Consider the following 21,501-nt stretch of genomic DNA (forward strand, 5'->3'; position numbering starts at 1 on the left):
CCGGAGACCAGGGCTTTGTTTTGTCAGTGTAAGATTACTGGCGGTAACCATGCAGGAAGCGCTCGAGACGACCGATGGCCATTTCCAGATCATCCACCCGTGGCAGGGTGACAATACGAAAGTGATCCGGTTTCTTCCAGTTAAACCCGGTGCCATGCACGATCAGGACTTTTTCCTGTTGTAGAAAATCCAGTGCCATTTTCTGATCGTCAACGATGTTGAATTTCTTCTGATCCAGTTTCGGGAACAGATAGAGCGCGCCTTTCGGCTTCACGCAGGAAACCCCCGGGATCTGCGTAATCATGTCATAGGCTTTGTTCCGCTGCTCCAGCAAACGGCCGCCCGGCAGGATCAGCTCATTGATACTCTGGTAGCCTCCCAGCGCCGTCTGGACGGCATGCTGCATCGGGACATTGGCACACAGGCGCATGGATGCCAGCATATCCAGACCTTCGATATAGCGTTTGGCAACCTGACGGGGACCGGACAGCAGCATCCAGCCCGCCCGGAAACCACAGACCCGGTAGGATTTGGACAAGCCATTAAATGTGACGCAGAATACATCTTCTGCCAGAGGTGCAATCGAGGTGTGCTGCGCACCGTCATACAGAATTTTGTCGTAGATTTCGTCAGCAAAGATAATCAGTTTGTGCTGACGGGCAATTTCAATTACTTCCAGCAGAAAATCCCGGCTATAAACAGCCCCGGTCGGGTTGTTCGGGTTGATCAGCACAATACCACGCGTCTTCGGTGTGATTTTGCTGCGGATGTCATCCAGATCCGGATACCAGTCAGACTCTTCATCACAAATATAATGCACCGGGTTACCGCCAGACAGCGAGATTGCTGCGGTCCAGAGCGGATAGTCTGGTGCCGGGACCAGGATTTCATCGGTGTTGTCGAGCAGGGCTTGCATCGCCATAACAATGAGTTCAGAAACACCGTTACCGATATAGACATCTTCTACGTCAATATCGAGTAATCCGCGTCGCTGATAGTGCTGCACAACGGCCTTACGGGCAGAATAAATGCCTTTTGAATCGCAGTAGCCCTGAGAGGTTGGCAGGTTACGGATCACGTCCACCAGGATCTCATCCGGTGCATCGAAACCGAATGGTGCGGGGTTGCCAATGTTGAGCTTAAGAATTTTGTGGCCTTCTTCTTCCATGCGCTTGGCATGTTTCAGAACGGGACCCCTAATGTCATAACAAACATTATTGAGCTTGGTAGACATCCCGATGTTGTGCATGTGGTCATCCTGCAAAAAGTGAGCAATTCCGACAAATTACACTAAATACCACCTTCAGATAAAGGCTTTGCAGGAAAAAATTATGTGAAGATGGGGTATTTAATTAATTAGCAGAATAAAACGCTGGTAGGGTGATGTTTGGCCCATAATAAAAATGGTAGAGTTAATTATCCTGAAATCGGTATTTTTCTGGTTTTTGTGGCTACTAATGAACTCTGATTTAGTTGAATGAACTGGGTGTGGTTTGACTTAGGAGGCGAGAGCGGAAAGCGCGATATTCCGCGCTTTCCGTATTTACAGAGGTTCAGCGTGCTTCGCCGCGTAAGGCGATGACGGTTTCCCGTAATGTTGTACTGTTGGCCTCATGCGCATCAAGAGGTTCACCTGCCACAATTGTGACCCGGGACCAGAAACGCTTTGGCCACTTCAGTAAAGCCCGTCCGCCTTCCCGGCTGAAATAGCTTCCCCACAGCCCCTTTAGTGCCATCGGCAGTACAGGCGCCGGAGAGCGTTTGAGGATGAGATCAATGCCACGCATGAATGGGCCGATTTCACCGTCATGGGTCAGTTTCCCTTCCGGGAAGATGCAGACCAGCTCACCCTGAGACAGACAGTTCTCAACTTCCTCAAATGCCCGCTGAATTGAGCGGCGGTCTTTAGCGGCAATCGGAATCACTTTACAGGCGCTGCAGAAAGTTTTGATCAGCGGCATTTTGAAGATGTCTTCATCCATTATAAAACGGATTGGACGGGGACAGGCACCGGCCAGCAGAAGTGCGTCCATATAACTGACGTGGTTGCACACGATCAGCGCACCGCCTTGTTTGGGAATATTCTCCAGTTGCTGGTGACTGACCCGGTAAATGGTATGGCTGACAATCCAGACGATAAACCGCCAGAAAAAATCAGGTGCCTGCAGATAGATATACCCCAGAATCAGAAGATTCATGCCAGCCAAAAACAGGAAAAACTGCGGGATGGTCAGCGACAGGACCGACAGGAAGATGATGGCAACAATTGCACTGGCGACCATGAAAATCGCATTCCAGATGTTATTGGCAGCGATCACCTGTGCCCGTTCGTTTGGCTTGGCCCGGTTCTGCATCATGGCATACAGCGGGACGATATAAATACCGCCGGAGACTCCCAGCATGGTCAGAGAAAAGAAGACGCGCAGCAACTCAGGCTGGGTCAGAAATGCCCACAGAGAATCTGTCATCGGGGCAATATCCGGTGTCGCAAACATCAGGTCAGCACCAAAGAAGGTGATGCCCAGCGAGCCCAGAGGCACGATACCCGGTTCAATGCGGTGTCCGGACAGACGATCACAGAGCAGCGAGCCAATCGCAATCCCAATTGAAAACAGTGTCAGCAGGACGGAGACTGAGGCCGCATTGCCTCCGAGATGCAGCCTGGCAAAATTGGGGAACTGGGTCAGGTAAGAAGCGCCCAGGAACCAGAACCAGCTGATGCCCAGCACACACTGAAGGACTACCTTATCTTTAGCGGCAATTGACAGTGTACGGCGGGTTTGCCTGATCGGTTGCCACCGGAATGGTGGGGGTGTACCGCTGGGTTTGGCATCCGGTATGTAACGGGAACTGAGATAACCCAGGATGGCAAAACATACGACAGCAACGGCAGCAATCAGTCTGGCTTGCTCCTGACTGGCGATAATGCCTGCCAGCAGCGTGCCCATCAGAATGGCCAGAAAGGTGCCGGTTTCAACCAGCGCATTACCTGAGACCAGCTCTTCTTTTTTCAGGTGCTGAGGCAGCAGGGCATACTTCGCCGGGCCAAAGAATGCTGATTGGGCCCCCATCAGAAAGAGTAAAAGTAACAGAGCCATGTAATTTTCGGTCATGAAAGCAACAGCTGCCATGGCCATGATAATGATCTCCGCCAGTTTCACCTTCCTCATAATGAAGGCTTTATCGTAGGTATCCGACAGGACCCCGGCTGTTGCTGAGAACAGAAAGAAAGGCAGAATAAAGATGCCAGCCGCGAGATTGATAATCAGATCGGTTTCAAATGGCAGTGTTCCGGGGGCAGCAAAAGCGATCAGAATCAGCAGAACATTTTTATAAATATTATCGTTGAACGCGCCCAGCGCCTGAGTTAGAAAATAAGGTAAAAAGCGGCGCTTTCTAAGCAGTGCTGCTTGTGACTGACTGGCCATTGTTCCAGATTTCCTCCTTATACTTGCCAGACGCTGAGGTAGGTGTCTAACAGATTATCAATCAGTGCTTTCCCATCGACAGGCGTCGAGGTGAAGAGTTTGTCGTCAACCGTCAACAGCGTAATGCCATGGACTCCCGCCCATATAACACGGCTGGCTTCGAGCACCGCTTTTTCTGACTGAGTCGGGATCAGCTGGCGGATCAGGTCTTCCAGCATGCTGGTCATATTATTAATACGTTCATGCTGCCATTCAGGCAGTTCTTCGCCGTTCATGGTGTGCTGAAAAATCAGCTGCCAGCGGTAAGGGTGAGCTGCTGCGAAATTCAGATAACAGTACGCCAGTTTTCGCAGGGCATCTTTGGTTGAGCTGGCATGCTGCATTTCTTTTTCTGCTTCAGCAAAGAGCTCGTCCAGCGTCTGTGCAATGGCATGAAGCAGCAGTAGATTATAGTTACCGAATACATTCACCAAAGTACTGGGCACATAGCCAATCATGGCTGCAACTTTACGTAAGCTCAGTTCGTGATGTGGGTGTTCACTGAGAAATTGTTTCACTTGCTCCAGCGTCATGCTGATGAGTTCTTCCCGCGTGTGGTCGTTTCGTCTTGCCATGATATTCCCTACATGGTGCTTGAAAGCACGTACAACAGGCCGGGCATAATGCCGCCTTCTTTCAAAAGAGCTTACCGGCTCCAAAATAAGTATAGAATTAGAACAATGTTCAATATTCTAGGGGGAAGATTCAGTACCGGTCAAGGCAGGTGCGAACCGGTGCTGTCAGCCTCTCCGGGAGTTTTCGACGGATACCTGATCATTCAATGTCCAGAAATCAATCAGTAAACCGATCAGGAAGAAGCCACACGTCAGCAGATAAATGATGCCGGTAAGCCATTTTCCCATGTACATTCGGTGTACACCAAAAATCCCCAAAAATGTGAGCAGTAACCAAGCGATGTTATAGTCGAGCTCGCCACCCTGAAACCTCAGATCGGCTTCTTTGTCCATTCCCGGAATCAGGAACAGGTCTATCAGCCAGCCAATCCCCAGCAGACCCAGGGTTAAAAACCAGATGGTTCCCGTGACTGGTTTTCCATAGTAAAAGCGGTGAGCACCGGTAAACCCGAAAATCCAGAGCAGATAGCCTATCAGTTTACTGTGCGTATTCTGGTGTGTGGTTTCTTGCATGGCCTCATCTCTTCTGTGCTGTGGGCAAAAAAGTTCCCTGCTAATACTAGGTGTGAAACGAACTGCGGAACAAGTTATTTCATTAACTTAGCCGTAGAAGATCGCAATGCAGCTCTGGAATTGACTATAAGTTGACAATTCACAGGGGCAAATTGGCTACTTCTGCCAAATTTGGTAACAATTTGGCCAACTGAAGCAGATTGACTTTACATTCCCCCCGGCTAGGATGCATAAGGTCTGGTAAAACCATGCATTCACAAGGCAAAGGTAAAGGATTGATGAAAAGCTTTATTACCATGTTTGCGTTAATCGTTGCGGTATCATTTACTGCACCTCACGCAGAAGCGAAAAAATTCGGCGGCAGTAAGTCGCTGGGCAAAAGTTATCAAACAGCGCCGGCTCAGAAGCAGCAACCGCAGCAAACGGATACAATCAGCAAGCAGAACCCGACGGCTTCTTCAGGTAAAAAAGGCCTGATGGGCGGTCTGTTGGGCGGTCTGTTGGCGGGCGGCTTGTTAGCTGCATTCTTCGGTGGTGCATTTGAAGGTATCCAGTTCATGGATATTCTGATTTTTGGCCTGATTGCATTTCTGATCTTTAAGTTCCTGAAAGGGATGCGTAAAGCCAAGCCAACAGCAATGGGACATCAGCAGGCCTATGCGGGTGATTCACCACAGGATCAGGGGCAGTTCCGTCAGCAAACGAGCGGCTTTGGTGGTAACGCAGCGCAGTCACAGTATCAGTCAACCGACAGTGATGTGCCATTCAACTTGCCTCCGGGCATTGACATGAATGGGTTTCTGCACGGTGCTCGGGATCATTACCGCATTCTGCAGGGAGCATGGAACCATAATGAACTGGAGACAATTCGAGAGTATGTCAGTCCGGCGCTGTTTGACGATCTCAAGACAGAGCGTTCCAGACTCGAAGGTGAACAGCACACTGAAGTCATGTTTGTCGATGCTGAGCTGGTCCGTGCAGATTATGATGCTTCCTCTGCGCACCTGAGTATCAAGTTCTCAGGACGCTATCAGGACCGTCATGAAGGTGTAGAAGAAGAAATTACGGATATCTGGCATCTGGAACGTGACTTGACGACTCCGAACGCACCTTGGTTGATTGTGGGCATTCAGGCTTAAACAATCACTGTCAGCGTTAACAAGTGACTTGCCATGAACCGCTTATCTTTTTTAGGGATAGGCGGTTTTCTTTTTACTGAAAATCAGAGAATTGCCACGGGTTTGATCTAAACCCCAGCGTGATCCGGTTTCTATCGCTATGCTTGGGGGAAGTCATCAAGAAGTGAGGTCGATATGCCTTTAACACCAGATTTAGTGAATGAATTGAACCTGTTGGTGAAATTTCCGATGCACAGTGATATGGAGGGGGTCAAAGTTCACCATGAGGCCGGTGCTGACATGGTGTCGGCAGCACAGCGGCTGTATGACAAAGGATTGGTGACACAGCCTGATGGCGGTTACCTGACGCACTCCGGCCATCAGGCACTGGAGCATGCTAAAACGGCGCTGCGGATTTTAGCAGGTACTGTGAACGTCTGAGAGCCGCTCGAGCTCTGTCAGGTTCGAAAACGCCTGTGTATTGGTGTTTCCGCATACATCCGGGCAGGGCTTGAACTGATGGCAGACAGCCGGGCGCTCCGGTTGACCGAAAAGCTTGCACAGGTTTTTTTCATTGAGCTGAATGCAGCGGACACCAGCGGGCTTACCATTTGGCATCCCCGGTATCGGGGATGAAATGCTCGGGGCGATGCAGCAGGCACCGCAACCTAAACGACAGTCCATCACAACCTTCTATACTTTCTGTGTCAGCATGCGCTGAGTGTAGGCCGTGAAACCGGCCTTTTGCTGGTGGCGCAAACTACCATTCAACACAGCAGGGATCAACCTTTGCCTGCCGGTTGCACTCCTGTTGCCGGGCTGAAATTCTGACTCAAGGGTTGCACTTTGTCTGGCAGACGGCTATAACACCGCCTTTCTTTCTTCTTACTCAGCGAAGAAGGTGAATGTTCAACAGCAGCAGGACAGAACGATGGCAGCATTTTGGCAAGAGAAAGATCTGACAGCAATGACAGACGCGGAGTGGGAATCTCTCTGTGATGGCTGCGGGAAATGCTGTCTGCATAAGCTCATCGATGATGATACCGATGAGATTTACTATACCAATGTCGCCTGTAGCTTGCTGGATGATCAAACCTGTTCCTGTAAAGATTATGCCAACCGGTTTGAATCTGGTGAAGAGTGCCTCAAACTGACGCGTGAGCGTATTGATGAATTCAGCTGGTTGCCGGACACTTGTGCTTATCGCCTGCTGGCTGAAGGGAAATCTTTGCCGGAATGGCACCCGCTGATTACGGGCTCCAAAGAGGCCATGCACGCTGCCGATCAGTCGGTGCGGGATAAAGTGGTGTACGAAATCGATGTGATCGACTGGGAAGACCATATTCTCAATCATCCCTCTCGGGGCTAGATGTTCCAAGGGTTTTCAATGGGTTAAGTGTCACGCCTCAATCAATAATCACCATGTTTTATCTATATTGGGAAAGTGTGTAGACACTTTGTAGTCATTATAAAGAGTGTGTTGGGCCTGTTAATCAAACCGTAGTGGTTGATAAATCACACTCTTTTCAAGGAAAGATTAACAGCTGATATTCACTTAGGTACAATTGCTCGATTCTCACATAATAAATGGCTAATAACGGAATGACCAACAAGTTGAATCAAAAGAAATCATTTAGTATTTCATATGACATGGATGAAACTGGGAACCATAGTATTGACGCAGAAGTATTAGGTACTAGTTTAGTTAGCCTAGCAAAAGCAATTCGATATTCAGATCAAGTGCTTAACGGTGAAAGCTCTCAAGTAAAAGTTGAAGTTAAGGCTCACAGGGAAGGCTCTTTTACTGTTGACTTAGTTACTTGGTATCAATCAGGTGGTAGTGATGTTCTGAATGCTTTGGGTTTCACTACTTTAGGTTTTTCAGCAGCAGCTGGTACAGCTTTTGGTATTATCAAACAGATAAAGTCTCAAAAAATCGTTGCACGTGTTACTAAAGGTGGGAAAGCTGAACTGATTTTAGATAATGACGAAAAAGTAGAGTGCACTAAGGAGATAGCGGATTTAGTTTCAAACAAAACGATTCGTCAAGAACTTGCCAAAGTTATGAGTGATCCAATTGCTAACAAAGCAGGAGCTAAGTTCGTAATCAAAGGCGAAAATGATCAAGTCCTAGACTCTCTGGAAAGCGAAGATGCTTTAAGTTTTAGGTCATTGCCGAAAAGCACCTTAGAAGAAACAGACGAGACAACAGAACAAGTAACTATTACTTTCTCGCAAGTAAATTTTGATGGTCCAACTGGGTGGAGATGTGATTTACCAAATGGTGATAATGTATCTGTACGCATGAGGCACGAGGCATTTAGGAATCGTATCAATCAAGGTTATGAAACTTTTGCTAAAGGTGAACCTTATATTGTGAAGCTTATGGTAAAAGTTTCTACTAAACCAAATCAGTCGCCCACAACACGCTACTATATAGAAGAAGTTATTCGGCAAAAGTAGTTATATAAGGAACTAAAAATGCAACCAGAGGTTCAAGTGTACCTCCATATCTTGATGATTGTGGGGGTAATTATGTCAACTCCCTTGATATTCAAGCTGTTTGTGTTGCTAGGGAAAGTACTGGTCATGACTTTTTGGCCAGTGTCTACAGTCAGCCTTGAAGTTGTTGAAGAAGATGGGAGCGTGATTATTAAAAAAATCAAGCTTTCAAACACTGATGACTTGATAAAAAACTTGTTGAAAGCTAAGCAAAAGGGGAAGGCATGAGCGAGGTGAATTCTCCAGCAAAAGATAAAAAACTTGTAAAATCAAGTTTGTCAGTGGGTGGCGTATCGGCTGTTGTAATAGCGGCCTGTAACATTGCTTATTCTGCAGATGAATACCTTCCTGTTATAACTACGGCAGTTCCAATATTAATTGGTGGTGGTGTTTGGGGATTAGATTATTTGATTCATTTTTTTGGATTTAAATCTAAAGCTGAACTTGCTGTTCATTGGAAGCTACACCATAAAATTCGATTTTATGAAAAACGTATAAAAAAATACGAGAAAAGCATTAAACGGGCACAAAAGTTGGGTATATGCTATCAATCAGAAGTCACAAGTATCGATACCCTAAAGCATAAAATTAATGAAATTGAGTTGGCATATGGAAATGTTGATTCTGTGAAGATAAATCTTGCAACTGATTAGTTGTATTGTGACGATTATTAGCCACCCTGCTTATAGATTATTTAATGGGTTTTTAGACACCACATCTTCGAGGTGATCTGGGGCGAGGTGGGCGTAACGCATGGTTTGTTTAATGTCGCTGTGCCCCAGTATTTTTTGAAGTGCGATGATGTTACCACCGTTCATCATGTAGTAAGACGCGAAGGTATGGCGCAGAACGTGTGCAGCTTGCCGGGTTAGTCTTGGAACATGCTTCACGACAAACCGATAGATAGTCGAATACCCAATACTGAACAATGGCCCTGAGCCCGGCTGATAGATGAGATCGTAAATCTCTGGGCTGATTGGAACGGACCGGTTCTTTTTGCCTTTCGTTTGGGTGAACGTAACCTTGTACTTACTTAATTGCGCCCCTGTTAGGCTTGCCGTTTCCTTAAACCTTCCACCCGTCGCCAGGCAAAGCTTGATCACCTTGTGTAAATCTTGATGGAACTTGTGTGATTCTGCGGCAGAAATTATTACTTCCATTTCCTCAACGGTAAGAAACTCCATTTCTGTTTCATGAAGTCGAAACTGGCGAACAGACGCGAGTGGATTTGACCCTTTCCATTCGCCCATCCGAATCAACTCAACAATCACAGCATTTAGCAAGTCCTGTTCGTTGTTACAGGTACGGAAAGTAATCGCGACTTTTCGTCCGTTCTGATCGGCTATGTCACCAGCCAGGCGGGCACTTCTGTATTCGGTAAACATTGCGGGGGTGAGCTTCAGGTAAAACGGGTCGCTCATACCGAGCGCCATGGTCTTCAGCTTATTGTAGGTGTATTTGGCCTGAGTGAGAGACTGGCCGTGTCGTTCGTGCCACAGGTCAATCATATCTAGCAAACTACGGCGATCTGGTTTTTCACCCAGCCACGGTTTGTTATCAACTTCACTGAGAATATGTTTCTCATAGGCAAGTGCTTCACCTTTGGTGGTAAAGCGCTTACGAACTCGCTTACCTTTTCGGCCTTGCGGATAAACATCGCAAAGCCAAGGTTTTTTGTTGCCATCTTTTAGATTTCGGACAGTCATTGCAAACAGTATCTGTCAATTAGTAAAGAAATTTAACATAGCATAAGAAGATGTAAATAGAGCCCAATTACTTATGATTACATAACTAGATATCAGGCCCGTAAAAAATATAAAACAAAAGGGTATCCAGCGGAAAATAAAATAGTTGGATTGCTCGTCAATGGATAGTCTCTTTATATGGTTTAGGGCAGCATCTCTTTTTTCTTCACAAGCAAACCATTTAGCTTGCATTTTTTCTAATCTTGCCTTGTGGTCACGGTGAAAATCTGATTCCAGTTGAAAATATTTATGTTTTAATTCATCCGAAAGACCAAAAGTTCTACTTAGAATATCATGTAAGGTGTTGCTTTCATTATACATCTCATTTGTGTATATAGTTCTATTCAATAATGTCTCAATGTCATCGAGTCTTGATTTGATTTCGAATTTATCTTTACTCACATCCTCTTTTTCACAGGCATTAGTTACAAATCTTTCGATTAAATGCAAATCCTCGATAGCACTTTCTAGTACAGAGCTGCCTGAAAATGTGTCTTTTCTCCCCTTGACCCATTTCCCAGAGTTTCGAGCATTGTTCTTTAATGGATTGTGACTCTCTAGTCTTGTAATTAACTCAGAGACTTCATTGTTCAATTTTTCAATATCATCTTCTATTTTTTTTGTTGGAGAGGTTGGAGGTGGAGAGTCTATTTCACTCGTGAGGTGGTTAAATTCCTTAATTATTTCATTGAAACTGAAGGAGATGACTTTGTAGTCACTCTCTTTATCATTTCCATTTTTATCTTTAGTAGAGTTGTTTTTTTTGTTTTTCCAATTTTCTATCGACTCTTCATAGTAGTGGTTGTAAAGGAAGAATTGATATAGAGATATAATGAATGACGGTATCACTAAAACAATAAGAGGAATTTTTGACTCTGGGCTAAGTCTTATCATTCCGAATAGTGTGTGAATCTCGGCCTTATGGAAAATGCATAAGGCTATAGTAACAACACAAGAAAACAAAAAAACAAACTTTGTTTTCTTTGTATCTTCAGAAATCATATGTTCTTTTGCTTCCAAAAGAACAAAAATATTGTCGCTACTCATATTGGTGATTCCCCAATATTTCAAAGATTGTCAAAAATAAGATGTCCTCTGTGTGCTGCAGAGTCATAAGGTAGTAGCTGACCATCTAAATCATAAATTGCAGGTACTGGTAGACCAAGACCGTCCTTTTTATCCAAAACTTTACCACCGAGTTCAACGATATGACGATGCGCCTCTATCATCATTCGCTCTAGCTTTTGCAATTTAGATGGATAGTTTGATACAGGCGACAGACATTGATGAGCACCATACAATGTCATTGCAAATTCCCAGATTTCGGCATTAATCTCATCTTTCGTTTTTTCTTGATTCATTTTTCTTACTCCTTGCCAATAAATAAGCTGTTAATTTTTCTTCATTTCCATAGCCACCCGTCCCAAAACTTCTATGTCCTCCTCAGAAATGTCGATAGTTGAACCGCTAAAACCTACAGCTAACTTCTTGCCTGGTAGGCGCTGAACAGGGTTAATCGAAAGCGAGCCATCAATACTGATTAAGTAGCGGCCAGAGGTCGCATGAGTCTGTTCGGTATTGATAAAGTTCAAATCACCATCTTCATCAATGACCTTTGTTGTTGTTTGCTTTAGGTGATAGTTGTTTAGCGTGACAACATCAATCGTAATCCTACCTGCTTCTTCTAGTGAACCATTTATCAAGCGCTCAATAGCCATCGACTCAGTTGGGTCAATGCTCACCTCATATGGCTCACCTTCACCTGTAGCGAGCCACCGAATAGAGACACCTAATGCCATATGAAGACGAACCACAATCTCAAATGGGGTTACATCACGGTCAACCCAGGTTGAAATTGAGGACTTTGGAACCCCGATTACGTCCGAAAGCTGTCCATATGTATTGGTTTTTGTGATCTCCTTCAATCTTTCAACGATGGCAGTCCCACCTTGATAATCAAATGGGCCTATATGTGATTGTAAAATAGTCATTTGTGATCGCCGCGGTCCTTTGCTGTGAATTTTTCTATAGGATTGATGCTGCCGTTTATTCTTTACTCATCGTCATAGCCACACGGCCAAGCACTTGAATGTCATCCACACTCGCTTCAAAGCTGTTGTCACCGATGTTAATAGACAGCTTCTGTCCAGGTAATCGCTGAATGAAGTTAATCGACAGTTGGCCGTCAATATCGATCAGGTACTTGCCAGATGTCGGGTTGGTGGATTCTGTGTTCACGTAATAAATTGCGGCATCATCTTCAATCACTTTGGTGATCGATGGCTTCAGTCCGAATCGGTCCAGTGTGCTCAGATCCAGAGAGACTTTTCCTGCCTTAATCAAAGCCCCGTCAACTAAGCGGTGCGTTTGAAGCCCTTCAACTGGGTCAACTTTGCATTCAAATGGTTCTCCTTCACCCAGTGCCATATAACGAACCGACGCACCTGTTGCTAAATGCGTTCTGACAATTAACTCAAAAGCGGTCCGATCATGGCTATGCCAAGTCTGAATGGTCGATCTTGGGATTCCAAACTTGTCAGCTAGCTGATAGTTAGTTGTAGTCTCGGTCACATTTCTCAGCTTTTCCGTAAACTCTTTTCCTGAAAGATACGAAAAAGCCGGAATTTCGGCTTGAAGTGTTGTCATCTGCGATCTACCATTGTTGTCATATTCGGTTTGATAGTGTCATACCCAACCAATAATCATCAGAATTAGTCTCAACTTTGTAGGATACCACTTATGGCAAGTCTTCAAATAGCGCTCGACGCACCTTTTTGCACGAAAAAAGAGTTTCTTAAACGTACCGGCTGGTCATCTTCTTCCCTCGATCGCGCGATTGCTGCCGGTGATATCCCAATTCTGCCGAAAAAGGGCGAACGTGGCTCCGTGCTCATCAACCTAGTCAAAGTCTATGAGCGCGCTGCGGGCCAGAAAGTATGAGCCTTGTCACCTCTTCAAAATCAAACCCCGTGCCAGTTGCAAACAACACGCAACCGCACGGGGTCGGGCGCAGCAAACCCAACCACCCGGAGAAGTGCCCAATGTGGCTGAAAGTGGTCGCGTTTGCTGTGATTTTCGGCCCTTTCTTCTTTAAATGAGTTTAGCAATGGACGCAAACAGCTCAACGTTCGTATTCCGTGAGGCCGAACAAAAGGCATTTGACGAAGCTTGTTGCTCATTTGCGAAACAAGAAAACATGACGCAAATAGCAACGCAAGTTGGCATCAACCCAGTGGTATTGCGAAACAAGCTCAACCCGGGCAACGAGCGTCACAAGCTCACGGCGGTTGAGTTAGTCAAAATCAGCCGGGCCAGTGGGAATTACTGCATCGCCAATAGCCTTCTGTTCAGCCTTGGCATGGTGGGCGCGAAAGTTACCACCGAAGGGGAAAAGCAGAACCTCACGCACAGGGCACTGGAAAACTCAATGCATGCCGGGGAGCTTTCCCGCATGGCATTGGAAGCAGGCGGACACATTCGCCTGCCGCGTTCAAAACGAAACGCGCTTCTCGAACGCGCACACGACAGCGTGCGTAATCTCGTTTTACTCATCAGCGACATCGAAAACCGCAGTGCTGGTTTGCAGCCGCTTGTTTCTGCAAGCGTCGATTTTGTTACCAGCGGAATGCCGCTGCCTGGTTTGGCATAAGGAGAAATCACGATGGGATCCCCAGCAGAAAAGCTTCTACAAACACAGAAAAAAATCAGGAACCAGCGCCAGCCGCACTTGGTGCCGGTTCCCAGTGCACCACGTAGTTATCGAGAGCTACAGGCACATCACAAAAAACAGCCAGTGAAATCTGGTGCAGAACATCTGGCAGAGGCAAAAGCGCTCTTCAAACAATCTCACGCACGCAGCCGGGTGAAGATGGCCTATGAATCCCTCACCAAAAAGCAGCGCGGATTGGTGCTGATTGCAGGTGGTTTATCCCCGCACGACTTCAACCGGAATTTCGATGACTTCAGCGATCAGGAAAGGCAGAAAATCCGCGCCGGATTGTTGGAACTAAACACAATTGACCGCCAGTTCGAAAACACCGTCGGCAACGTGCAAAACCTGAAACCGCAACACTTCCATTAATCACACGGCAACACCACAACCGTGCCCCTGTCACAGGGGGCTTTTTTTCGTCCATTTGGTAGGAGAAGACCATGGAAACCGGAAAGAAAACAGCGCAAGAAATACTGGCAATGGATTCGGAAAAGCTGGCTGAGGCTATCCGCAATCGCAGTGTTCAGGATGTTGCTTTAGGCATCCTGCAATTGGCGATGGAGTGCAGGGATGTGCTGCACGTTTTTGTATGGTATGTGGCACATGTCCGCAGCTTAGATATTCAAGTTTACTCAAAAGACACCATTTACGTAGAGGGTATGGGGAAAGTCAGACTGCTTGAAGAAACGTTTAATTTCAAACGTGACGACATCAAAGACCTGCTGGCAATTGAAGACAAGCTGATAGAGCTGGTTGCTGAAGCACGCGACAAAGCGGAGGTGGTGGCATGAACTACCTTGCCGTTTTCCTCTGTCCTGATGGCGGCATCATCCGCCACAAACAAACCGCAGAACCCATGAATATTGAATTGGGCGAGTTTGAAAACCGTGGTGAAGCAGTACGCGAAGCCTGTGTAACCCTTGAATGTGAACACCTAATGAAAGGGGTGATCAGCAAAGGCCACAACAAAGGTGGTTTTCTGATTGTGGATGCACAGGAGTTCGTGACGGTATGAGTCACAACCTTTCCACCCTCACGAACGAACAGCGCCAACATATCGAGGCCGATAAGTTGGCCTGCCTCTACATCCTCCGGATGGAATCGGAACACAAACAGAAAAACCCAATGGGCCGGGGTTTTATTACGGTACCAGCAATGAGCAAACAACAGGTTGTGAAAGAAGTCCGCGCGAAATATCCGGCGCTTTCTGAACTGGTGTTTGACTGCATTCGAAGCCGCAACGGTAACAAGTAAGCATGACGATGAATCGCCCGGAACCTAAACAATCCCTCACAGAATCCAGCCCAGGGCGCCATGTTCTGTGGCGGGATGATTCTGCATGGGCGCAGAACCTTGTTGCCACTCTTCCAGGCGATATTGCCAGTTCTCTGTACAAGCAGTACGTCGCACGCTGGGAAAAGTACGTGACCAAAAACGGCCAGAGCCGCAGTGCAAATATCTGGCTGCGTCGCCAGGTCGAAATGCTCACTTCTGTAATTGCTCAGTTTCCGGTCCACATTAGCAAATTGCGTGATGAGGTGAAGCGTACCCAGTTGGCAAAAGACTTGGCGGGCCAGTGTCATAACGTGATCGCCAGTGGTGCTGAAACTGGAAAAACCATGCAGGAAACGTATCGGGAAGTGATGGACATTCCGAAACGCTGGCGTTTTTCTGTGGCTGTGCCAATGCAGACTATCGCAGCTGTTGAAGGTGAAAGCCTTCATGAGTATGAGGACCGAGTAAAAGAAATTCTGATTGCTGGTCAGTTCGTGCGTCTTATCACTGAAGAGTGGTGGGCGAACAAGCTTGATATCGCGTACAGACGTTTTTGCGAATACTGCCGGATTATTGCTGGCAAGGTTCGCAAAGGTGTTTCGGCGTATCTCAGTCGCATCGGATTGCGTGAATATAAAGAACGCAAGTTGGCAAGTCGTCGCGCATTGGCGCAGATGATTGCCAAGAATGAACTCACCGGTGAAGAAATCGCGCTCATAGAAGCGGTAGACGCATCGGTATCTAATCCTGAAATTCGGCGCCATGAACTCATGGTGCGTATGCGTGGTTTTGAAGATATAGCAGAGGAACATGGGTTGATGGGCGGTTTCTTCACCGTGACCGCACCCAGTAAGTACCACGCCTTCATTAAAGACAAACAAGGCAAAACCCACAGCAACCGCAAATACCAGGGCGCATGCCCACGAAAAACAAATCGCTATTTGGGTTATGTGTGGTCAAAAGCTCGCGCCAAACTCAACCGAATGGGTATTCAAATCATCGGTTTTCGTGTTGTCGAGCCACATCACGACGGCACGCCGCACTGGCACATGCTGTTCTTTTTCAAGCCTGAACACGAACAGCTAATCCGTTTTGTTTTTGCTAATTATTTCACTCAGGAAGACCGTGAAGAACTGCGCGTGTCCGACTTCGATATGGGCTATTGGGCTAGCAGCTTTGAGGAAGACGGAAGCTTTGCGCCTATGGCAGACCTAAACCTCATTGAGCAAACAGCAAAGCGCATTAGCCCGCGATTTGACTATCAGCCAATTGATCCGGAAAAGGGCAGTGCTACCGGGTACATCGCGAAATACATTTCTAAGAATATCGACGGTTTTAAAGTCGATGAAGACGATGAAGCTGAAACAGCCGCGAATATTACCGCTGAGGCGGTGACGGGCTGGGCCAGCACCTGGGGCATTCGTCAGTTTCAGCAAATTGGCGGGCCGCCTGTTTCTGTATGGCGTGAGTTGCGCCGGATGGAGCAGGATGAAGAAACAAAGACGGGCATAGCAGCAGCCAAAGTTGCAGGTGAAAAGTATCAACGCCCGGTGAAATCTTTCCTCGAATTAAAGGCAGAAAAACCACAAATCGAAGTGGCTCGCATTGCTGCTGATTCTGGCAGTTGGAGCATGTTCATTCAGGCTATGGGCGGTTTGTTTTGTTTACGCAGAAACCAACCGTTACGCCTCGTCTACAAGCCACAGGAAAACCAATACGGCGAAGCCGTGAAGAAATTGAAAGGGATTACGAATCAACGTGATCTCACTCTGATATCGCGCGCCGATGGCTGGGTAATTGCCAAGAAAGGTTCAGCGACCACCAAAAGCGGCGACAGCCGCGCCCCTTGGAGTTCTGTCAATAACTGTACGCAGTCCGATCCCGTCCCTCAGAAAGGGACTTTAGAAGATGCGGTATCACGAATTGTTGATATTTCAGCGCTGGGCGACGTTGTTCCGGCCGGAATAGAGGGCCGAACCTTTGATGTGCTGCTTAGCGGCGGCAATGTCGCGGTTGGCGATGGCCGCAGCATCAAGTTACGCGGTGGCGAACTCGACGAAAATGGCAACCGACGGCCCATGCGGCTGATTGAATTTGAACACGAACCGGTAGACCTGAACTGGCTGGATTTCAAAGGCTGGCCAGAAGACATGGAAACCGGAGAGCTGGCTGAAATTTGCACCACTTACGAACAACCACAGCTGTCACCTATTCCAGAACTGGTCTGGGACGATGACGGCTACCCAATTATTTAAGGAGAGACCATGCTTTTACCTGGTGAAATTGTTGTCGATAACTTTGCTGGCGGTGGCGGCGCTTCCACAGGAATGGAAATGGGCCTAAATCGTCATGTGGATATTGCTATTAATCATGATCAAGCAGCTATTGATATGCACCGCATGAATCATCCGGAAACAACGCACTATTGTGAGTCGGTTTGGGACGTGGACCCAGTGGACGCTTGTGATGGTCGGCCAGTTGGGCTTGCTTGGTTCAGTCCTGATTGTAAGCATTTTTCGAAAGCGAAAGGAAATCGGCCTGTAAATAAAAACATTCGCGGGCTTGCTTGGGTGGCGTTGCGTTGGGCTGCTCTGGTGCCAGTTCGCATGATTATGCTTGAGAATGTCGAAGAGTTTATGTCATGGGGGCCGGTTGTGAGCACGGGTGATGACAAATTCCAGCCTTGTCCTGATAGAAAAGGGGAAACTTTTGAAGCGTTTATTCAATGTCTTACCACTGGTTTACCAGAAGATCACCCGGCGTGGCCCGAAATTCGTGAAGCTCTTGGCGATTCTTTCCCGTACGAAAAACTGGAAAAAGGTTTGGGCTACGAGGTGGAATTTAAAACTCTGGCAGCATGCGATTTTGGTGCACCAACGATCCGAAAAAGATTCTTTTTGGTAGCTCGTAATGATGGTCAAACAATTGTGTGGCCTTCTCCAACGCATGGCCCTAAAGGAAGTGGATTACTGCCATATCGCACCGCAGCAGACATCATTGATTGGTCACTGCCGGTTAAATCAATATTTGGTCGCAAGCGACCGCTAGCTGACGCAACATTACGCCGAATCGCTAAAGGTTTGGAAAAATTCGTATTTAACACGGAGACACCGTTTCTGGTGCCGGAGTCGGGGAACACTGCATTTATCACTGAATGTGCTAATGCCTCGTCACAACGAAACATGCCAATAGATGAGCCGCTGCGTACTATATGCGCACAGGTTAAGGGCGGACATTTTGCACTTGTGACTGCGCAACTAGATAGGCAGTTTGGTTGTAGTACTGGGTCATCAGTGGAAGAACCTGTTGGCACTATTACCGCCGGCGGAGGGGGGAAAACGGCACTGATAACCAGTCATATGGTGAAATTACGCGGAACCAATATTGGGCATGGAACCAATGAGCCAGTACATACCATTTCAGCCGGTGGCTTACACCTTGGGGAGGTGCGCGCATTTCTGGTGAAATACTACGGTACAGCAACAGGACAAGAACTAGACTCACCGCTTGGTACTGTTACAACAAAACATCGCTTTGGTTTGGTTACAGTGCGCGGTGAACAATATCAGATAGTTGATATTGGTATGCGTATGCTTGAGCCTCATGAATTGTTTGCAGCGATGGGCTTTCCTGAGGGGTACCAGATATCACACGATAGTAAAGGTCGAAAGTTAACCAAAGCAAATCAAGTGGCTCGATGTGGGAATGCAGTATGCCCTCCTTTGGCGCAAGCCTTGGTGGAAGCGAATGCTGGTAGTAACCGACTCAATGAAATTGCAGCGTAGGGGTTTTTGAATGAGCTTTGACGCATTGGCTATGAAGGTCATCAAAGAGCAATGCAAAGAAAACCGAGAATCAAGCCGGGGATTGCAGCAAGAGGATACTGATAAACATTGACCACCATTGACAATGCGCCTGTATCGGGGCTAACCTACTAAGGTGCTGGCAAAATCCAGCACCGGAATTGGCGTTTCGAATATACATAGGCGCATTGTCGCCAGCCTTGTTGCTGGTTTTTTTATGCGTGATCTCGCACACCTGAATTATGGTGGGCTGAGTGAGGCCAGCTTTGCTGGGCCGATTCCTATGTGTCGGTTACGCCAACCTTGCTCAGCTCACCACCCAGTTAGTTGGCGTTATCTGTGTGGTGATAATTTAAATCACATAGGAGGCCATCATGGCTACAGCAATCACCGTTCCATTCCACGGATCCAACCTGTTCGTTGTCGAGCAAAATAATCAGCCTTACACCCCAATGAAACCCATTGTTGAAGGGATGGGGTTAAATTGGGCTTCGCAATTCACTAAGCTTAATTGCAACCCAGAACGATGGGGGATTGTGAAAATCGCAATACCCACCAATGGCGATGTACAAAGTGCAGTTTGTCTGCCACTCCGTAAGCTGTTCGGCTGGCTGCAAACCATATCGCCCAACAAAGTGAAAGCCACAATCCGCGATAAGGTCATCCAGTACCAAAATGAATGCGACGACGTGCTGTGGCAGTACTGGACCAATCAAACCACCACGCACCATCAACCCCAGCTGATTTCCGCACCGCAACCCAACCGACGGGTAAAACTCTCTGAACTGATTTTTGAACTGGCCGAACTGCGCGGCGTACCGGTTCACGATGTTCATATTCATTACAGCCAGGTATTCGGCAACCCATGCTGGCCGGAAGGCAGCGAAGTTTCCATTGCAATGGCGAACGCGAAACTCAAACACGACATTGCAGAGGCCCGAAAATACAAAGCCGCCCCGGTGGCTCAGCTGGAAGCCGTAGCCGCAGAACTGGGCATGAAAGTGATCAGCGAATACGATTTGCAGGCGCTGCACCGGTTGGTGCTGAAACAGCAGGCAGAGATTGACCAAATGAACAAATCGCTCATCAAACTGGCCCGGCAGCAAAGCCTGATTCTGGGGAGTTCGGTGTGGGGGTAAAATGATAAAGGCCGCGAAAGCGGCCTTTGTTATTCTGATGTTCCGTCTTTTGGCCTCGGCATCAAGCATTCAGGGGCGTAGCGGCTGCGATGAGTTCATCCCAGCTGTTAGGGATTTCCCCCTTGCCTAATAGCCCTTTGAATACATTGTACACGTCTGTTTTTGAGCCAGCCTTTCGTTGAGTAGACTCATCATTAAGCCAGGCATACACAATGCTTTTGGGTGGTGTACTCGTAAAGCGAAAAAAGAGGCGATACCGATCGGGTAACGACATCTTTTTTACTCTTCGCCAGGAGGTGTAGCCTTTGCCTAAAGTTTTGCCTAATCTGAAGTTTGCGGAGTTAGGGTCAATAGGGACTTGCCCTAATGTGACAAAACGAACAGCTTCAAAAAGCTTAATTGCAGGGCGAGATAGAATCTTTTCAGCTTCATCTACCTTATCTTCTTCGACAAGTTTTTCTGCTTTTGACGTGAGCCGGTCGACTTCAGCCTGTAATCTTCGGTACTCCTGGTTGAAGATTTTTAGCGCATAGAGGCCATATCCGTTGACCTGATGAACATTCATTGAAAGGATTACCCCTCAAGTAGTGTTGTATGTTGTTTCTCTGCAATTTTGGCACGTACGGCATCGATACGTGATTGCAGGTGATCAGCTTGTTGAATGAGTTCGATAGAAAGAGGCTCAACGTTGCCATCTTTCTTGGTTTCTTTATCAAGCAGTTTTGCGAATTCAGCCTCTGCACATGCTTCTGATTGAGCAGCAGCAAAGCTGACAACATTGCTGTTTGTGCGAGTGGACATGGGAAGCTCCTTTTTTGACGAGAACAAACAATAGAGACAAAAAAAGCACACTGTATTCAGAGTGCATAAATTATAAAAATTATAATGTTTGATCGAATTTTACACATGATCTGCATATTCGACAAACAATTCGTGTCTCAAATCGTGACGTATTGCGACAAATAGACACGAATAGATGCATATTGATTTCACCCGTCACTACGGTGAACCATGCCTTTGTAATTCCTCAGCTACCGTCACCATCAATGAGACAAAGCCCTCCCGAACCTGCCGGGGCAGCATCCGGGCCGTTGCCGCAATGTCTGCAGCAACGGTTTGGCGGTATCGCATTTCGCCCAGCGACACATCCAGCGACGTCACCCCGTAAAACGCACACATACGGCGGAACTGCGATAGCGTCATATCAGTCTTCCCTTGTTCAATGCGTTGCATTGTGCTCAGAGAAACCTGGCATTGCTTTGCCGCTTGCTCTTGAGTGATGCCGTTTTTCAACCGGATGCGTATGAAAAACAAAACGATTGGGTCGGCTTTGTTGGGTTTTTTAGACATTGTGGTTACTTCTATACGTCATATTTGACGTATTACAGCAGTAAATATTCCACTTAAGGCTAGCACAGCAGGAAAGAAGTGCAGGATCACAAACTTACGCGCATGGTTGCTGTACGTTTGATCGCCATATTGCGAAACCTGTGAGAAAAACAGGGCTAAACTGAACTGCGCGACGTGTAAAAAAAACAATAAATTGATATGATTGAAGATACTGTGTTTTTATACAGTAATCTCAGCTGTTC

General features: G+C 47.0%; 29 protein-coding genes. 16 read left to right on the forward strand and 13 right to left on the reverse strand.

Features of this window, described 5'->3' with window-relative positions:
- Nucleotides 1-34: 34 nt before the first annotated feature.
- The 4 genes from SPK40_RS00130 to SPK40_RS00145 form a co-directional block, all read right to left on the reverse strand.
- Nucleotides 35-1,249: a pyridoxal phosphate-dependent aminotransferase gene (locus SPK40_RS00130; protein ID WP_248141086.1), complete on the reverse strand. Its 1,215-nt coding sequence runs from the start codon at nucleotides 1,247-1,249 to the stop codon at nucleotides 35-37.
- A 304-nt stretch (nucleotides 1,250-1,553) separates the two neighbouring features.
- Nucleotides 1,554-3,428 carry an MFS transporter gene (locus tag SPK40_RS00135; RefSeq protein WP_248141085.1) on the reverse strand — a complete coding sequence of 625 codons (1,875 nt, stop codon included), beginning with the start codon at nucleotides 3,426-3,428 and terminating at the stop codon, nucleotides 1,554-1,556.
- A gap of 17 nt (nucleotides 3,429-3,445) precedes the next feature.
- A complete protein-coding gene (locus tag SPK40_RS00140; RefSeq protein WP_248141084.1) occupies nucleotides 3,446-4,042 on the reverse strand; it encodes a TetR/AcrR family transcriptional regulator in 597 nt (198 codons plus the stop codon).
- Between the two features lie 165 nt (nucleotides 4,043-4,207).
- Nucleotides 4,208-4,615 (reverse strand): NINE protein, encoded by a 408-nt coding sequence (locus SPK40_RS00145; RefSeq protein WP_248141083.1) that lies wholly within the window; start codon nucleotides 4,613-4,615, stop codon nucleotides 4,208-4,210.
- Between the two features lie 278 nt (nucleotides 4,616-4,893).
- Between SPK40_RS00145 and SPK40_RS00150 the strand changes: the two genes are divergently transcribed.
- Nucleotides 4,894-5,754 carry a Tim44 domain-containing protein gene (locus tag SPK40_RS00150; protein WP_330959030.1) on the forward strand — a complete coding sequence of 287 codons (861 nt, stop codon included), beginning with the start codon at nucleotides 4,894-4,896 and terminating at the stop codon, nucleotides 5,752-5,754.
- Nucleotides 5,755-5,928: 174 nt separating this feature from the next.
- The gene (locus SPK40_RS00155; protein WP_248141080.1) at nucleotides 5,929-6,174 is read left to right on the forward strand and encodes a TIGR02647 family protein; all 246 of its coding nucleotides are present in this window, start codon (nucleotides 5,929-5,931) and stop codon (nucleotides 6,172-6,174) included.
- On the opposite strand, the gene SPK40_RS00160 is transcribed toward SPK40_RS00155, so the two are convergent.
- Nucleotides 6,151-6,372, reverse strand: a complete 222-nt coding sequence (locus tag SPK40_RS00160; protein WP_330959826.1) for a YkgJ family cysteine cluster protein — start codon at nucleotides 6,370-6,372, stop codon at nucleotides 6,151-6,153. The genes SPK40_RS00155 and SPK40_RS00160 overlap by 24 nt on opposite strands.
- Here SPK40_RS00160 and SPK40_RS00165 point away from each other — a divergent pair.
- The 5 genes from SPK40_RS00165 to SPK40_RS00185 all read left to right on the forward strand — a co-directional run bounded on the left by SPK40_RS00165 (nucleotide 6,317) and on the right by SPK40_RS00185 (nucleotide 8,888).
- Nucleotides 6,317-6,454: a hypothetical protein gene (locus SPK40_RS00165; protein WP_248141728.1), complete on the forward strand. Its 138-nt coding sequence runs from the start codon at nucleotides 6,317-6,319 to the stop codon at nucleotides 6,452-6,454. The two genes, SPK40_RS00160 and SPK40_RS00165, sit on opposite strands and share 56 nt — an antisense overlap.
- A 210-nt stretch (nucleotides 6,455-6,664) precedes the next feature.
- The gene (locus tag SPK40_RS00170; RefSeq protein WP_330959031.1) at nucleotides 6,665-7,102 is read left to right on the forward strand and encodes a YcgN family cysteine cluster protein; all 438 of its coding nucleotides are present in this window, start codon (nucleotides 6,665-6,667) and stop codon (nucleotides 7,100-7,102) included.
- A gap of 233 nt (nucleotides 7,103-7,335) precedes the next feature.
- Nucleotides 7,336-8,196, forward strand: coding sequence for a hypothetical protein (locus SPK40_RS00175; protein ID WP_330959032.1), 861 nt, complete (start codon nucleotides 7,336-7,338; stop codon nucleotides 8,194-8,196).
- Between the two features lie 18 nt (nucleotides 8,197-8,214).
- Nucleotides 8,215-8,463 (forward strand): hypothetical protein, encoded by a 249-nt coding sequence (locus SPK40_RS00180; protein ID WP_330959033.1) that lies wholly within the window; start codon nucleotides 8,215-8,217, stop codon nucleotides 8,461-8,463.
- On the forward strand, nucleotides 8,460-8,888 hold the full coding sequence (locus tag SPK40_RS00185; RefSeq protein WP_330959034.1) for a hypothetical protein: 429 nt from the start codon (nucleotides 8,460-8,462) through the stop codon (nucleotides 8,886-8,888). Before SPK40_RS00180 ends, SPK40_RS00185 begins: the two co-directional genes overlap by 4 nt.
- 30 nt (nucleotides 8,889-8,918) lie before the next feature.
- Here the strand turns inward: SPK40_RS00185 and SPK40_RS00190 are convergent, their stop codons facing one another.
- From SPK40_RS00190 to SPK40_RS00210, 5 genes are read right to left on the reverse strand one after another with little or no spacing between them, the layout of a single operon-like run.
- Nucleotides 8,919-9,941 (reverse strand): phage integrase, encoded by a 1,023-nt coding sequence (locus SPK40_RS00190; protein WP_330959035.1) that lies wholly within the window; start codon nucleotides 9,939-9,941, stop codon nucleotides 8,919-8,921.
- A gap of 15 nt (nucleotides 9,942-9,956) precedes the next feature.
- A complete protein-coding gene (locus tag SPK40_RS00195; protein WP_330959036.1) occupies nucleotides 9,957-11,027 on the reverse strand; it encodes a hypothetical protein in 1,071 nt (356 codons plus the stop codon).
- Nucleotides 11,028-11,047: 20 nt separating this feature from the next.
- Nucleotides 11,048-11,341, reverse strand: coding sequence for a hypothetical protein (locus SPK40_RS00200; RefSeq protein ID WP_330959037.1), 294 nt, complete (start codon nucleotides 11,339-11,341; stop codon nucleotides 11,048-11,050).
- Nucleotides 11,342-11,371: 30 nt separating this feature from the next.
- A complete protein-coding gene (locus tag SPK40_RS00205) occupies nucleotides 11,372-11,971 on the reverse strand; it encodes a phage repressor protein CI (protein WP_330959038.1) in 600 nt (199 codons plus the stop codon).
- A gap of 55 nt (nucleotides 11,972-12,026) precedes the next feature.
- Nucleotides 12,027-12,626 (reverse strand): helix-turn-helix domain-containing protein, encoded by a 600-nt coding sequence (locus tag SPK40_RS00210; protein WP_330959039.1) that lies wholly within the window; start codon nucleotides 12,624-12,626, stop codon nucleotides 12,027-12,029.
- A 93-nt stretch (nucleotides 12,627-12,719) separates the two neighbouring features.
- Between SPK40_RS00210 and SPK40_RS00215 the strand changes: the two genes are divergently transcribed.
- The 9 genes from SPK40_RS00215 (at nucleotide 12,720) to SPK40_RS00255 (ending at nucleotide 19,909) form a co-directional block, all read left to right on the forward strand.
- Nucleotides 12,720-12,920: a Rha family transcriptional regulator gene (locus tag SPK40_RS00215; RefSeq protein WP_330959040.1), complete on the forward strand. Its 201-nt coding sequence runs from the start codon at nucleotides 12,720-12,722 to the stop codon at nucleotides 12,918-12,920.
- A 166-nt stretch (nucleotides 12,921-13,086) separates the two neighbouring features.
- A complete protein-coding gene (locus tag SPK40_RS00220) occupies nucleotides 13,087-13,629 on the forward strand; it encodes a phage regulatory CII family protein (protein ID WP_330959041.1) in 543 nt (180 codons plus the stop codon).
- Between the two features lie 12 nt (nucleotides 13,630-13,641).
- Complete coding sequence (locus SPK40_RS00225) at nucleotides 13,642-14,061, forward strand: hypothetical protein (RefSeq protein WP_330959042.1); 420 nt, start codon at nucleotides 13,642-13,644, stop codon at nucleotides 14,059-14,061.
- A gap of 71 nt (nucleotides 14,062-14,132) precedes the next feature.
- Nucleotides 14,133-14,483, forward strand: a complete 351-nt coding sequence (locus SPK40_RS00230) for a hypothetical protein (protein WP_330959043.1) — start codon at nucleotides 14,133-14,135, stop codon at nucleotides 14,481-14,483.
- Nucleotides 14,480-14,707: a hypothetical protein gene (locus SPK40_RS00235; RefSeq protein ID WP_330959044.1), complete on the forward strand. Its 228-nt coding sequence runs from the start codon at nucleotides 14,480-14,482 to the stop codon at nucleotides 14,705-14,707. Before SPK40_RS00230 ends, SPK40_RS00235 begins: the two co-directional genes overlap by 4 nt.
- Nucleotides 14,704-14,946 (forward strand): hypothetical protein, encoded by a 243-nt coding sequence (locus tag SPK40_RS00240; protein ID WP_330959045.1) that lies wholly within the window; start codon nucleotides 14,704-14,706, stop codon nucleotides 14,944-14,946. The genes SPK40_RS00235 and SPK40_RS00240 overlap by 4 nt, the downstream gene beginning before the upstream one ends.
- 2 nt (nucleotides 14,947-14,948) lie before the next feature.
- Nucleotides 14,949-17,222: a replication endonuclease gene (locus tag SPK40_RS00245; RefSeq protein WP_330959046.1), complete on the forward strand. Its 2,274-nt coding sequence runs from the start codon at nucleotides 14,949-14,951 to the stop codon at nucleotides 17,220-17,222.
- Nucleotides 17,223-17,231: 9 nt separating this feature from the next.
- Nucleotides 17,232-18,752, forward strand: coding sequence for a DNA cytosine methyltransferase (locus SPK40_RS00250; protein ID WP_330959047.1), 1,521 nt, complete (start codon nucleotides 17,232-17,234; stop codon nucleotides 18,750-18,752).
- Between the two features lie 392 nt (nucleotides 18,753-19,144).
- Nucleotides 19,145-19,909 (forward strand): phage antirepressor N-terminal domain-containing protein, encoded by a 765-nt coding sequence (locus SPK40_RS00255; protein ID WP_330959048.1) that lies wholly within the window; start codon nucleotides 19,145-19,147, stop codon nucleotides 19,907-19,909.
- A 61-nt stretch (nucleotides 19,910-19,970) separates the two neighbouring features.
- Here SPK40_RS00255 and SPK40_RS00260 read toward each other — a convergent pair whose 3' ends face one another.
- The 3 genes from SPK40_RS00260 to SPK40_RS00270 form a co-directional block, all read right to left on the reverse strand.
- A complete protein-coding gene (locus SPK40_RS00260; RefSeq protein ID WP_330959049.1) occupies nucleotides 19,971-20,474 on the reverse strand; it encodes a type II toxin-antitoxin system YhaV family toxin in 504 nt (167 codons plus the stop codon).
- Nucleotides 20,475-20,482: 8 nt separating this feature from the next.
- On the reverse strand, nucleotides 20,483-20,710 hold the full coding sequence (locus SPK40_RS00265; protein ID WP_330959050.1) for a hypothetical protein: 228 nt from the start codon (nucleotides 20,708-20,710) through the stop codon (nucleotides 20,483-20,485).
- Between the two features lie 198 nt (nucleotides 20,711-20,908).
- Nucleotides 20,909-21,259 (reverse strand): helix-turn-helix domain-containing protein, encoded by a 351-nt coding sequence (locus SPK40_RS00270; protein WP_330959051.1) that lies wholly within the window; start codon nucleotides 21,257-21,259, stop codon nucleotides 20,909-20,911.
- Nucleotides 21,260-21,501: the final 242 nt, after the last annotated feature.

Source organism: Photobacterium sp. 53610 (assembly GCF_036409375.1).
Taxonomy (GTDB): Bacteria; Pseudomonadota; Gammaproteobacteria; order Enterobacterales; family Vibrionaceae; genus Photobacterium.